The sequence below is a fragment of the Chrysiogenes arsenatis DSM 11915 genome, assembly GCF_000469585.1.
In the GTDB taxonomy this organism is placed as follows: domain Bacteria; phylum Chrysiogenota; class Chrysiogenetes; order Chrysiogenales; family Chrysiogenaceae; genus Chrysiogenes; species Chrysiogenes arsenatis.
The window spans coordinates 18,178-31,601 of the sequence record NZ_AWNK01000015.1 but is presented as its reverse complement, the minus strand read 5'-3'; the positions used below and the strand labels follow the sequence as shown (position 1 = coordinate 31,601).

Annotated in this window: 14 protein-coding genes; 11 read left to right on the top strand and 3 right to left on the bottom strand. The window is 53.2% G+C overall.

All coding sequences use genetic code 11. From position 1 onward, the window contains the following. The coding region (locus P304_RS0110460; RefSeq protein WP_027390498.1) for an IS256 family transposase at nucleotides 1-802 on the top strand (802 nt) is incomplete at its 5' end. 39 nt (nucleotides 803-841) lie between these two features. On the opposite strand, the gene P304_RS15175 is transcribed toward P304_RS0110460, so the two are convergent. Both P304_RS15175 and fdxB read right to left on the bottom strand, forming a co-directional pair. Further along, nucleotides 842-1,117: a nitrogen fixation protein NifZ gene (locus tag P304_RS15175; protein WP_034765225.1), complete on the bottom strand. Its 276-nt coding sequence runs from the start codon at nucleotides 1,115-1,117 to the stop codon at nucleotides 842-844. A gap of 12 nt (nucleotides 1,118-1,129) precedes the next feature. Further along, nucleotides 1,130-1,399 carry a ferredoxin III, nif-specific gene (fdxB, locus tag P304_RS0110450; RefSeq protein WP_051321604.1) on the bottom strand — a complete coding sequence of 90 codons (270 nt, stop codon included), beginning with the start codon at nucleotides 1,397-1,399 and terminating at the stop codon, nucleotides 1,130-1,132. A gap of 442 nt (nucleotides 1,400-1,841) precedes the next feature. Between fdxB and nifE the strand changes: the two genes are divergently transcribed. The 10 genes from nifE to P304_RS15160 all read left to right on the top strand — a co-directional run bounded on the left by nifE (nucleotide 1,842) and on the right by P304_RS15160 (nucleotide 11,476). After that, on the top strand, nucleotides 1,842-3,212 hold the full coding sequence (gene nifE / locus P304_RS0110445) for a nitrogenase iron-molybdenum cofactor biosynthesis protein NifE (protein ID WP_027390496.1): 1,371 nt from the start codon (nucleotides 1,842-1,844) through the stop codon (nucleotides 3,210-3,212). Further along, nucleotides 3,209-4,513, top strand: coding sequence for a nitrogenase iron-molybdenum cofactor biosynthesis protein NifN (nifN, locus tag P304_RS15170; protein ID WP_051321603.1), 1,305 nt, complete (start codon nucleotides 3,209-3,211; stop codon nucleotides 4,511-4,513). Before nifE ends, nifN begins: the two co-directional genes overlap by 4 nt. A 119-nt stretch (nucleotides 4,514-4,632) precedes the next feature. Next, nucleotides 4,633-5,010, top strand: a complete 378-nt coding sequence (nifX, locus tag P304_RS0110435; protein ID WP_027390495.1) for a nitrogen fixation protein NifX — start codon at nucleotides 4,633-4,635, stop codon at nucleotides 5,008-5,010. 15 nt (nucleotides 5,011-5,025) lie between these two features. Continuing rightward, complete coding sequence (locus P304_RS0110430) at nucleotides 5,026-5,451, top strand: DUF269 domain-containing protein (protein ID WP_027390494.1); 426 nt, start codon at nucleotides 5,026-5,028, stop codon at nucleotides 5,449-5,451. A gap of 22 nt (nucleotides 5,452-5,473) precedes the next feature. Next, nucleotides 5,474-7,933, top strand: a complete 2,460-nt coding sequence (locus P304_RS15165) for a chemotaxis protein CheW (protein WP_027390493.1) — start codon at nucleotides 5,474-5,476, stop codon at nucleotides 7,931-7,933. Between the two features lie 276 nt (nucleotides 7,934-8,209). After that, nucleotides 8,210-8,452, top strand: a complete 243-nt coding sequence (locus tag P304_RS0110420) for a hypothetical protein (protein WP_027390492.1) — start codon at nucleotides 8,210-8,212, stop codon at nucleotides 8,450-8,452. Between the two features lie 46 nt (nucleotides 8,453-8,498). Next, nucleotides 8,499-9,392 carry a metal ABC transporter solute-binding protein, Zn/Mn family gene (locus tag P304_RS0110415; RefSeq protein WP_034765221.1) on the top strand — a complete coding sequence of 298 codons (894 nt, stop codon included), beginning with the start codon at nucleotides 8,499-8,501 and terminating at the stop codon, nucleotides 9,390-9,392. Further along, complete coding sequence (locus P304_RS0110410; RefSeq protein ID WP_201766954.1) at nucleotides 9,389-10,201, top strand: metal ABC transporter ATP-binding protein; 813 nt, start codon at nucleotides 9,389-9,391, stop codon at nucleotides 10,199-10,201. Before P304_RS0110415 ends, P304_RS0110410 begins: the two co-directional genes overlap by 4 nt. Then, on the top strand, nucleotides 10,191-11,015 hold the full coding sequence (locus tag P304_RS0110405) for a metal ABC transporter permease (protein WP_027390489.1): 825 nt from the start codon (nucleotides 10,191-10,193) through the stop codon (nucleotides 11,013-11,015). The genes P304_RS0110410 and P304_RS0110405 overlap by 11 nt, the downstream gene beginning before the upstream one ends. Then, nucleotides 11,012-11,476, top strand: a complete 465-nt coding sequence (locus P304_RS15160; protein ID WP_051321602.1) for a Fur family transcriptional regulator — start codon at nucleotides 11,012-11,014, stop codon at nucleotides 11,474-11,476. The genes P304_RS0110405 and P304_RS15160 overlap by 4 nt, the downstream gene beginning before the upstream one ends. A gap of 33 nt (nucleotides 11,477-11,509) precedes the next feature. Here P304_RS15160 and P304_RS15155 read toward each other — a convergent pair whose 3' ends face one another. Continuing rightward, on the bottom strand, nucleotides 11,510-13,228 hold the full coding sequence (locus P304_RS15155) for a DEAD/DEAH box helicase (protein ID WP_034765218.1): 1,719 nt from the start codon (nucleotides 13,226-13,228) through the stop codon (nucleotides 11,510-11,512). Between the last annotated feature and the right edge of the window lie 196 nt (nucleotides 13,229-13,424).

Genomic DNA, 13,424 nt, shown 5'->3' with positions numbered 1-13,424 from the left:
AATATCCCAAGTAACCGATGCTGTGATTGACGATGTGAAATCATGGCAAAACCGTCCCCTTGATGAAGTTTACCCCATTGTTTATCTGGATGCTATCAGGGTGAAAGGGAGACAAGGCGGACACATTATCAACAAAGCAGTGTATCTCGCGTTGGCTGTCACCATGGAGGGACAAAAGGAAGTTCTTGGCATGTGGATCGCGGAAAATGAAGGGGCAAAGTTCTGGCTTAGTATTCTTAACGGACTACAAAACCGTGGAGTTAAGGATATTTTCATAGCTTGCGTTGACGGCTTAAAAGGGTTCCCAGAAGCTATAGAAGCCGCTTATCCGAACACCCAAGTGCAAACCTGCATTGTGCATATGGTCAGACATAGCTTGAATTTTGTGGCATGGAAAGAGCGCAAACAGATGGCCGCCGACTTGAAAGAAATTTATGCCGCGCCAACAGAAGAGCAGGCGCGGAGGAATCTTGAACAATTTGAAACAAAATGGGATGCCACTCATCCAATGGTCAGCCAATCATGGCGCCGCAACTGGGAGCGAATAATCCCATTTTTCAACTATCCGCCCGATATCAGAAAGGCAATCTACACCACCAATGCCATTGAATCATTAAACCACTCGCTGCGCAAGGTAACCAAGAACCGTGGAGCATTTCCCGACGACGAAGCAATATTCAAGCTCTTTTATATGGCGTTACGCAATATTTCAAAGAAGTGGACAATGCCGATCAGAGACTGGAAAGCGGCTCTTAATCAGTTCTGTATTTTCTTTGAGGGGAGGGTGCCAATGCAAAATTGATGTCTTCCGCTACTTACACAAAATTATTGACAGACCCCGTTAACCTTGCGCGGCCGCGCAAGGCACCGGCACCCACTCGCCCGTATCGGGGTTAAAGTCTTCCACAAGCTCAAGCTCTTTTTCGCGGAAGCCAACTAAGCGATTATTGACAAAGAAATGTACCTCTACCACGGCGTCTCCCATAAATTCACCAACACGACGGACAAAGCCCTCTTCGCCAGCTTTCGCAATTACGCATCCAGTACGGCATGAAGAGCAGGTTCCATCATTTTTTGTATCTTTCCTGACGCGAACTTTTTGATTGCGAATAAACATAACAGGCTCCTTTCAGGCGGCGTGCGTAATGCAGTTTTTCGGGCATGACTTACTGCATGCTTTGCAGCCGATGCACTGTCCACTACTGGCGATAGTCATGACGCTGCGGTTCATGTCGTCGTCATCCTCATCTTCCAACTCTATCAGCGTTAACACATTATGGGCGCATGCCTTATAGCAGCGACCGCATCCTAAGCATTTTGTCTGATCAATTGACTCAATAAATTCTGGTTTCCAGCGGCTCCCGTCGCGGCGCACGCTGGTGGTTTGCAAATCTTCCATAGCTTCCTCCTGAAACGAGTCTCACCGGTGGTAAGAGCAATCCGTGTGCCAACCAACAAACTCCAGTATTTTTCGGTGGTTATCAAACGACACACTTTTACGCTATGTCGTATTACTGACAATTGCCTGACAGTATGACACCGAAAAACTGACAACTGACACGCGCGCTTTACGCCAACTCCTTTATTCAGGGAGATTGGCGATATGGCAATTCTTTTGCTTCATTGAGTGGCAAAACTGAAATGCAGAGGGAATGACCACCCCGCCCCTACGGGGCACCCCTCCAGAGGAGGGGAATAAACCCCAAAGGCAAAGAATTCTCCTCCTTGGTGGGGAATAAACCTCGAAGGCAAAGAATTCCCCTCCTTTGGAGGGGTGGCGCAAAGCGCCGGGGTGGTAGCTCAAAAAGCCATAAAAAATAGAAACATTGCGGAGGCCTCGTATGACCGCTTTACCGAAACACCTGATCAACTCGCCATCCTGCTCCCATGCACCGGAGAATGGCACGGTAGCGAGCGCCCGTCCGCGTTGCGCGCGACCGACTCCCGGTGCCGCCTCTGGTGGATGTGCCTTTGATGGCGCTCAAGTCGTTTTGTATCCCGTTGCCGATGCCGCGCATCTGGTTCACGGGCCGATTGGCTGCACTGCCCTGAATTGGAACAATCGCGGCTCCAAGTCCGACTACGGCGACTTTCACCGTCTGGGATTTACTACCGACTTGCAGGAGATCGACATTGTGATGGGGGGCGAAGCCAAGCTGATGCAAGCGGCGCGCGAACTGGTTGCCCGTTACACACCCAAAGCGCTGTTTCTCTATAACACCTGTGTTGGCGCGATGATCGGCGACGATCTTGCCCACGTGGCGAAGCAACTGGGCCAAGAACTCGGGATTCCGGTGATTCCCGTCGATTCCCCCGGCTTTGTCGGCAGTAAGAATTACGGCAATAAACTGGCGGGCGAAGCGCTGCTGCAACATGTCATCGGCACCGGCGAACCCGCACACACCACCGCTACGGATATCTGTTTAATTGGCGAATACAACATTGCAGGCGAACTCGAAGCTATCGAACCACTTTTGCGTGAATCAGGGATACGCCTTCTGAGCCGTCTGACCGGCAATGCCAGTTTTCAGGAACTCACGTGGGCGCACCGCGCACGGGCATCAATGGTGGTCTGTTCGCAAGCGCTCATCAAACTGGCAGAACAGATGCACGAACGGTACGGCATCCCGTTCTTTGAAGGGTCGTTTTACGGCTTCGGCGCGACCGCGGCCGCGTTGCGTACCTTCGGCACCTTGCTGGGCGATGCCAGCGTGCAGGAACAGATCGAAGCGACGATTGCCCGTCACGAAGCGGCCACCCGCGAAGCACTGGCACCCTACCTTCCTGCCCTTGCAGGGAAACGGGTTTTCCTCTACTCCGGCGGCGTCAAAAGCTGGTCGATGGTCGCGCAGCTCGAAGAACTGGGGATGGAAGTGATCGGCACCAGCACCCGCAAATCGACGGAAGCCGACATCGCCAGAATCCGTCAGCAGTTTGAAGGGACACAGAAAATCCTGATGGAAAAAGGGGATGGCAAGGCGATTCTGGATATCATCGAGCGCGAGGGCGCCGATATGCTTCTCGCTGGCGGACGGAACCTGTACACCGCCATCAAAGGGAAAATCCCTTTCGTCGATGTCAATCAGGAGCGGCTCTTCGCGTATGCTGGCTACACTGGACAGGTGGAACTTGCCCGACGACTCCATGCCACACTCACCTCGCCCGTGTGGGATCTTGCCAAAACGGCGCCCTGCTGGGAGGTGCGCTCATGAGTGCCGTCCGCGAAAAAGTTCTCCTCAGTAATCCGATCAAGAAAAGTCCGCTCCTTGGCGCCACCATCGCGCTGGAAGGGATCGATGGCTGCCTGCCACTCCACCACGGCCCGCAGGGTTGTACGGCCTTTGCCAAAAACTTCCTGACACAGCATTTTCGCGAAGTAATTCCCATGCAAAATTCAGCACTCTCTGATATTGCCACCATCATGGGTGACGACACCAACCTCCACAGTGCGCTCAAAACCGTGATTCAAAAACATCGCCCCGCAATGGTCGCGGTGGTAGGAACCGCGGTCAGCGAAACACGCGGTGACGATATCCCAAGCGGCCTGTTCCGCTTTCGCCAAATTGCGCCAGAATGCGCCGAAACCGCACTGGTGCATCTGGCCGTTCCCGATTTTGCTGGCGATATGGAGCTTGGTTACGCGCAAGCACTGACGCAAATCATTGAACAAGTCGTCGAACCGCACCACGGCGAGCTGAATACCGATTCGGTTGTCGTGCTTCCTAGTGTCAACCTGACACCGGGCGACCTGCGCCAGATCAAACGAATCATCCGTGCGTTCGGGCTGCGTTGCCAGCTCTTTCCCGACATTGCTCCCGCGATGGGTGGCTCCAACAGTCGTTACTCCACCTTGCCACGCGGCGGCATCACCTTTGACAACATCAAAACACTTGGCGCGCATGGGGCGATTATTGGCATTGGCGAAAGTACCGCCAGTGTTGGGCGCGCGCTCCAGCAAAAAACCTCTGCCCCGTTCCATCTGTTACCAAGCCTGATTGGTGTGCGCTCTACCGATGCACTGATTGACCTATCCCGCACCATCAGCGGTTGCGATATTCCCGCAGAGCTGCTTGACGAGCGGCAACTGGCAATCGACGCCATGCTCGACAGTCATTTTTACTGGGGCGAAAAGCAAGCCGCACTGGCTGGTGAACCCGATCTCGTCTGCGGGCTCGGTCAATTCCTAATGAGCGAGCTGGGAATGGCGCTGGCGGCCGTGGTCACCACGCGCGCAACACCGCAGGGACAGGCGCTGGGAGCGCTGGTCGGCGATCACGACGACCTCGCTCGGCTCGCCGCAGAAGCTGACCTTCTGTTCGGGAGCACCAACAGCGTGCCAACCGCCGAAAAACTTGGCGTACCAGTTATTCGCGTCGGGTATCCCGTCAAGGATTTTCTGGGGCAGCATCAGCAATGCTTTGTGGGGTATGCCGGAGCGATGCGGCTGGTGTATGAGATTGGCAATATCTTTTTAGAACAGCATGAGCACCGGGCGCATAAGAGCACGGAATGAAGAACCACCCCGCCCCTGCGGGGCACCCCTCCAAGGGAGGGGAATTATCTCCCTCGGCTTCAGTGATGGCAACTTTGAAGTGAGCGGCAAGAACCGAACAGCAAAATAAGGAGACCAACATGAAAGTAGCATTCTGCACCCAAGACGGCACTCTGGTTGACGAACATTTTGGCCAAGCGGAACGAATCGACGTGTATGACGTTGACGATACTGGGTTTTCGTTTGTCGAAAGCCGCACCTTTGCGCCACGCACTGCCGATGGAGATCACCGCGAATCGACCGAAAATCGTGCGAGTGCCATCAGCGATTGCGCGATCATCTACGTTATCGCCATTGGCGGCCCCGCTGCGGCAGTGGTCGTGCGTCATCGCGTACATCCTGTAAAAGTGAGCGAGCCACAGTCGATTCAGAATTTACTCGCAGCACTCCAGAAAACCCTTGCAGGGAGCCCGCCGCCGTGGTTGCGCAAAGCGATGCTGGCGAGCGCTTCTGCTTGAAAAGGGGGTAACACCATGAGCAACAACGACCCGCAAGCAATCTTTTGGCAAGCGCTCGTGGCAAAAGTACGAGCGCATGACAGTTACAATACATGGAAAAAATTTGACGATGCCACCTTGCTCCGTCCACTGTTGCGCAGCCGCGAAGAGAAGAAAAAAGTCGATTTGCACGCACCACCGGGGGAGCAGTTGCTCTGGTTTTTGCGACGCTACTACGAAACCGTGGCCTACCTTGCCGAAAAAACCATCGGCGAACCAGTAATGGTGTGTATGGATATTTCGCACGAAGGGTTTGGCACCGTACTGCTTTACGCCGGAAATCGCGTGTTGCTCAATAAAAGCGTGCGCAATGTGCAGAAATTTGGCTTTGCCGATCAAGAAAGTTTGTGTTTAGAGGGACTACAGTTGCTCCACAAAGCAACGACACCGGAAGGTTCGTGAACAGATAACAGGATATCACTCTATGAATACGTTCGATGATTTTGAAATACGGCAGGCGATGGGGCAAATCCGTCATTCTGAGCGCAAGCTGGAACGGAGCGAAGATTCCTGGGGCGGGATTTTCAATATTTATTCGGTGCTTTCTCCCAAAACGGAAATGAATACACTGGCGCTGATGCACTCGACCATCGACGGTTTTTCCGAACTCAAGGGTATCCTACTGGAAAGCCTGATGCAGGAAAATCTAGCGAAAATTTCCGCCGAACTGAAAGCGAAGACCGAGACGATTGTCGAATTCATCACCCGCAATCTGTTCGAACGAACCGCGGACGTCAGCTTTCTGGCGACCGATAATGAACTGATCACGTTCCTGGAGCAGGATGAGCCACGAGCGCAGCATACCGAGCGGATTGTGCAGCGACTCCAGGAATATCGCGATAAATACACCGTGTATCACGACATCATGCTGCTTGGCTGCGATGGCACCCTGCGGGTTTCGCTCCAACGCGACACCAACATGGCAAAAGCCGATCCTGATCTCGCACGCGCCACCATAGCCAGCAACGAGTTTTACGAAGTGCTGGGAACCACCGCGCTTCAGCCACAGAACCCACAGTTAACGTATTCTAAACCGATCCTATCCCGCGCCGGCATCCCCGTTGGCATCCTTGTTCTCTTTTTTGACTTTGAGCGGGAAATGGCCAGTATTTTTGAGAACTTACAAAACCGTTCGCGCACCTCTATCCTACTCTTGCTCGATACACAGGGGGCAGTGATTGCCAGCAGCGATCGCCATGTTCCACTGGGAGAAATCGTTGAAATGGCTGTTGACGAGCCTTTTCGAATTATCTTCTACAAAGGGACACAGTATATCTGCAAAACCTCGCCCGCGAAACCGTACCAAGGGTACAAAGGACTGGGATGGTTCGGCCACATTCTGATTCCCCTTTCGCTTGCCTTTCAGCAGCAAAACACGGCCATCTCGCAGGAAATCCTCAGTTCGCTCGCCTCCTTTTCTCCCTTGCTGGACGACGTAGGCAGCCGCGCCGACCGACTCAATAACGATTTGCGCTCCATTGTGCTCCGTGGTCAAGTACAAGAAAAAAATGACACGCAATACCTTGGCGCCATCCTTAATCTGATTACCGATAACGGGCGCAAAACTGCCGAAGTCTTTCAAGACGTGATTCGCGATTTGTATCGCGCCATCATTTCGTCGCTGATGCTTGATGCCGAATTCAGTTCGCGCATTGCTATTGATATCATGGATCGCAACCTCTACGAACGAGCCAATGATGGCCGCTGGTGGGCGCTGACGCCGGAGTTCCGCGAAATTCTCGCCAACCGCATTTTTGATGAAACCAACTGTCGGACGCTTGAATCCATCCTGAGCACCATCAACCAAAGTTACACCGTCTATACACGGATATTCGTGTACGACACCAAAGGGACGATTGTGGCATCGTCAAACTTGCACAGTGACACCATCGCGTGTGTCGGCAAGAAAATCTCTTCCGACTTGCTGGGCAAAGTGCTGGCACTCAAATCCACCGCCCGCTATGTGGTGTCCGACTTCCGCGAAGAGCCACTGTACAACAACCGCCACACGTATACCTACCACGCCGCAATCCGCGATCCGAAAGGGTCGCCTGTCGGCGGGATTGGATTGGTGTTTGATTCCGCCGTGGAAATCAAGCAAATCCTGATTGACACCCAGCCCAAACGGGACGGATCGTTCAGCCTCTTTTGCGACCGCCAAGGGAAAATTATCGCATCGTCCAGCGACGAGGAGCAATACGCCGTCGGCCATACCGTCACCCTTGACCAAAGTTTTCTGGCGTTGCGCCACGGCGAGACAACTTCCTCTATCCTGCTGAGAAACGGCTATTACTATGCCGTTGGCGCAACAGCGTCGTTCGGGTATCGTGAATATAAAACCACCGGCGATTATGAGAACGATGTGATTGCCGTGACATTTATCCCCCTGTCACGCAAAATTGCCCTCCGTCCACCGCGCCGCCGTCTGGAAATTGCCGGTGGTGGCACGAACGGAAACCAACTTACCAGCCTGATTGTGTTCTACCTTGACGACGATTTTTACTCCCTGCGCATCGACGATGTGGTGGATATTGCAGCGGCAGATACCATCAAACCCTACCGCGAAGAGGATGAACCACTTGTGGGCTACATAGCCTACGACCATATCAGCCTGCCAGTAATCGACATTCGCAAACTCTGCAAGAAACAACCGAGCGAACGGCATGCGCATGTCATCATTGCCCACACACCGCAAAACGCCCTGATCGGATTTTTAGTCGAAGAGGTTGACGGCATTTATACCGTTGCGCCGAAAACGCCCGATTCGGGGCAAATTGCGTCGCGCTATTTAGAAGGAGCCGTATCCGTTGGCAAAGAGATTATCTTTATTCTCTCACCGCAGGCGATCCATGAGCGGTTTGGGGTGAAAACGCGGCAGGGGTGAAATGTATGTTTTCCCATGTTTAGCCACTAATTTGGCAGCCGATAGCAAATGAAACATTTTTTGCATTTTTCGTTGTGAAACAGGGGCAGGCGGGATAAGCTGGCAAGAGATCAAGAGGTGAAATCCCTCTCTCCAGCAAGGAATCGCTAACGACAACATCCATTGATTATTTTCAGTGCAAATGCAAAATTTCCTTGAAATTTTGCATTTGCACTGACGTTTTTCACTATAAAGGCAAGGCATTGCACCATACTCTCATAAGCGAAATTCACCCGAATGTTTGGGCAATCCCTGATTGGTATCTTTTTTGTTGAGTTATACCGCCTGCTAACGTGCCGCCCGTTCAAGCCACAGATCCAAGGTTCTGTTGGGAATACAGTAGGAGTCGCCATCTTTGTCGATAATTTCACGGCTGAAAAGCGCATCACTGCCTTACTTGCCATTTCGAACAATATGCTTCAATCGCAACTCAGTTGCATTTTGCTTGACCAACACCTCTTCCTCATGCCACAAGAGTAAGGCACGATTACGTCGTGTCCCATTCTGCATATTCAGGAGAATTACCATGATTTTTCTCAGCCGTTTTGTCATTCAGACCTTTCTTGTTCTGCTCATCGCAGCCGGAACGCTGGCCGCGCAACCCCTTGGGGTCGCCGTCAGTATTGCGCCGCTGGAGTTCTTTACCAAGGAGATCGGCGGCGAGCGAGTGCAGGTGCTGTCGTTGGTTGGCGAAGGAAGCGATCCACACACCTACGAGCCCCGTCCGCAGCAGATGCGCGAACTGGCAAAGATGAATCTGCTGGTCACTATTGGTATTGAGTTTGAAGAGATCTGGCTGGAGCGGATTCAAAAGGCAGCACCGCAACTGGTAATTATTGACGGTGCGGCGGGAATTGAGCGCATTCCCATGCAAGAGCCGCTTGAGGTCGCGTCGCACACACATTCCCATAAACACTCACACGATCATGACGATTTTGACCCGCACATCTGGCTTTCGCCTGCCAACGCGCTGACGATAACTGAAACCATTATGACCGCCTTGACCCAAGCCGACCCTGCTGGGGAAGCCTTCTATCGCGAGCGCAGTGCAGCGCTCCGCGCTCGCATTGAAGCACTTAATGCCGACTTACAAACCGCATTCGCCCCGTATCAAGGTCGTGATTTCTTGGTATTTCATCCATCGTGGGGCTATTTCGCGCGCGACTTCGGGCTTACGCAACTGGCAATCGAAATCGAAGGGAAAGAGCCAAAGCCAGCGCAACTGGCACAGGTCATCGCCCATGCCCGTGAAAAAAACGTTAGCATGATTTTCGTACAGCCACAATTTTCGCAACGCTCAGCACAAACAGTTGCCAAGGAGCTGGGAGCCCGTATAGTGTTGGCAAATCCCTTGGCGGCAGACTGGCTGAATAACCTCCAGCACGTGGCAAATTCTTTACAGGATGGTATCGCTCGTTGAAAACTCCGGCGCTGAGCTTTGAAAACATTGACTTTGCTTTCCATCAGGAAGATCCAGTCCTGACCAATATCTGCTGGTCAATTGATGAGGGTGACTTTGTTGCCGTGCTTGGCCCAAACGGGGGTGGCAAGTCGACATTGTTGAAACTTCTGATTGGCCTACTCACGCCCGATAGTGGCGAAATTCGTATTTTTGGACATGCTCCCCGTCAGGCACGGCGCATGATCGGCTATTTACCGCAGCACACCGCACACCATCTGCAGTTTCCGATTTCGGTGCTTGACGTGGTTTTGATGGGCGAGCTGGGCAAAGGGTCGGGCAAAATTACGCCGCAAATTCGGGCGCAAGGTTTTGAGATGCTGGCGCTTGTTGGAATGGAAAACTTTGCCGCACGCCGCATTGGGTCGCTTTCCGGCGGGCAACGGCAACGGGTATTGATTGCACGGGCGCTGATGACAGAACCGCGCTTGCTCCTGCTCGACGAACCAACGGCCAGCGTTGATATGGCCGCCAGTGCCGAGCTCTACCGCCTGCTCGAAAAACTCAATCAGTCGATGACCATCGTGATGGTGAGCCATGATGTCAACTCCATCCCGCATGGTGTCCGCTCGGTGGCGTGCGTCAACCGCACGCTGCACCACCACCAGACGCCAGAACTGACTCCGAAAATGCTGCATATGCTCTACGATACTCCCGGCGAACCAGCGTGCCCGATTGAGCTTATCGCTCATGGCGGCGCGCTGTTGCGTCAGCGCGATCCGCACCACTGCCCGCAATGTGCCGAATCGGAGGTGTGCCGTGTTCCATGACCTGTTCCACTTTGCATTTCTGCAAAATGCCTTGATTGCTGGTTTGCTGGCCGCACTGGTCTGCGGGGTGCTCGGCAGCTTGGTTGTGGTCAACCGTATTGTGTTTATCGCTGGGGGTATTGCACACGCGGCGTACGGCGGTATCGGCATTGCGTTGTTCTTCGGCTTGGCCGTGCTCCCAACAACGCTCGCTTTTGCCCTTGGAATCGCGATCATTATTGCGCTGATTACTCGCCACCAACGTCACCGTACCGATTCGGCTATCGGCGTACTGTGGGCGTCTGGGATGGCATTAGGCGTCATTTTGATGGATCTGACCCCCGGCTACCGTGGCGATTTGCTGAGTTATCTTTTTGGCAGCATCCTGATGGTGCCGACGGAAGAGTTGTGGCTGATGGCTGGGCTGAGCGCGATTGTTGTGGCCGGAGTGCTCTTGCGCTACCGCGAACTGTTGGCACTTTCGTATGACGATGAATTTGCGCGGGTGCGCGGTGTGCCGGTCGAAATGCTCTACTTCGCCCTGCTCGCCCTGCTCGCGATTGCCGTTGTTGTTGTCATCCGTATTGTCGGGCTAATTTTGGTGATTGCACTGTTCAGTATTGCGCCAATGATGGTGGAGCGCTTTTCGCGCTCGCTGGCTTCGATGATCTGTTGGTCGGTAGTGTGGAATATGGTGTTTGTCGTGGCAGGATTGGCACTCTCGTATCAACTGAACCTCACGGCAGGGGCAACGATTATTGCCGTAGCCGTCACTGTTTACGGCGTTTCAATCCTTGTCCTGTCGCAATGGAAAAGCAAGCAGAGGCTCACGTGAACTCTGCGCAACTTACCCGCGCCCGTGAATTTTTGCATGCTGCCGGGGTGCGCGTAACGGATAGTCGCGCGCAGGTCGTCGCCACGTTGATGAGCGATTTTCACCCCCTTACCTCGCAAGAGCTTTTGGCACGATGTCTGGATTTGGGTGAGATCAATCGCGTAACGGTGTATCGCGTGTTAGAGCTGCTGGTGAAAAGACAGTTGGCGGAAAAAATCATCGCCCCAGATCGCAGTGATCGCTACTGCCTGAGCCGCCTGGGATGGCAAAACCACCACGCCCACTTTTATTGTCAACATTGTCAAAGTATGCACTGCCTTCCGAGCGATCCGCTCAAACAGGAGAGTCAGAGTCGCATGGTGCAAGCGTATGGAACAGTAACGTCGTGGCAAGGAATGTTTGAAGGGGTGTGTCGCGAGTGCGAAAAGAAAAGTGAAAAACCGCCATTTGGGGCGGAGTGAGCAAAACTCACCCCATCCCAAATGACCAGAATATTACTTGCCGCGGTAGCCGTCTTTGGAACGGGTTTTAGGCGCTTGTGGCTTATTGTTGCCACGGCGTTCCGCTCCACGCGGCTGCGCGGTTCCAACTAAGCTAAATTTTCCCGGATGTTGACGAATGCGCACGGTTTGCAAGTGGCGCAACATTTCGTGTGGCATCCCTTTGGGAAGTTCAATCGTCGAGTGGGTGTCAAAGAGTTCAATCCGTCCAATATGCTTGGAGTCGATCCGACCTTCGTTGGCCAACGCACCGACGATATCTTTTTGCGAGATATTATGCTGACGTCCAACTTCCAAACGGTAGCGATCCATTGCGGTGGGCACAGGAATGCGGCGTGGCCGTTCGCCACGTGGCGCGTCGCTGCGCTCACGGCTGACCCCTTGCGGAACGTCGTAGAGTTTTTCGAGTACGTTCTGCCCTTGCGGGAGTTTTTGAATCAGCGCTGCGGCAATTTCATCCAAGCCAATATCATGCTGCGCGGCGAGTGCCAGTGCCACTTCTCTGGCTTCCTGCAATACGCCCCGATCAATCACGGCCATAATTTCCTGCTGCAAGCGCGCAACGCGATGCTGCTTCATTTGTTCGCCGGTTGGAGGAGCCATCGGCGTGATGGGCTGGCGTGTAGCCTGCTCAATAATGCGCAACATTCTCCGTTCGGCTGGCGTAATCAACAGAATAGCTTTTCCTTCGCGTCCGGCGCGGCCAGTACGGCCAATACGGTGGACGTAAATCTCGGTGTCGGTCGGAACGTCAAAGTTAATGACGTGGCTGATACGATCAACATCCAAACCGCGCGCCGCAACATCGGTCGCGATCACGATATTGATTTTCCCCGCTTTGAGGTCGCCAATGGTTTTTTCGCGCACCTGTTGACTCAAATCACCGTTCAACGAGGCAACCGAAAATCCTCTGGCAATCAACTGATCAGTAATGGCAACGGTCGTTATTTTCGTTTTCGCAAAAACGAGCACGCCATCAATCGGCTCCGTTTCAAGCAGCCGCGCCAGCGCTTCTACTTTATGATTTTGCGGTACTTGAATAAAGAATTGTTCGATCTGCTCTACCGTGGTGGTTTTCGAAGCAATGCGCACCTCTTCGGCATCGCCAAGGTAAACCTTGGCTACGCGGCGGATGGCAGGTGGCATCGTCGCAGAAAAGAGCGCCCGTTGCGCTGTGTCTGGCGTACGCGCCAGAATGGTTTCAACATCTTCGATGAACCCCATACGGAGCATTTCATCGGCTTCATCGAGCACGACCGCGCGAATTTTCTCAAGTTTCAGCGAGCCGCGTTCAATGTGATCGATAATACGTCCCGGCGTACCAACGACCACCTGCACACCGTTACGCAGCGCAATGAGCTGTCGGCGGATATCCTGTCCACCGTACACGCACGCGACGCGGACGCGACGCAGATATTTTGCGTATTGTTCGATCGCTTCGCCAACCTGAATGGCAAGTTCACGGGTTGGGGTCAGAACGATGATTTGTGGTTCGGTTTGAACGGGATCAAGTCGCTGCAAAAGAGGGAGTGAGAAGGCGGCGGTTTTGCCGGTACCGGTCTGCGCCACGCCAAGCAGGTTGCCCCCTTTCAACAGTACGGGGATCCCTTCTAACTGGATCGGCGATGGTGTGGTGAAACCCATACCAACAAGCGCTTGCACTAATTCTGAACTAAGGCCGAGGGAATCAAAATCTGGAGCCAATTGAGTCATGAAACTACCTTGATATATAATTTTCCAAAAAGGTTCTCTGAACCTATGAAAGTCGTTACTGCTGGTTTAGTAAAACGGGGTAAGATACCTAATATTATCGGGAAATAAAAGGAAATAACTCACCCGCGCTAAAATATTTATCTTTTGCTCTCTATTGGCAAAAAGGCAGGATGACTATTTCACCCTGCCTTTCGAC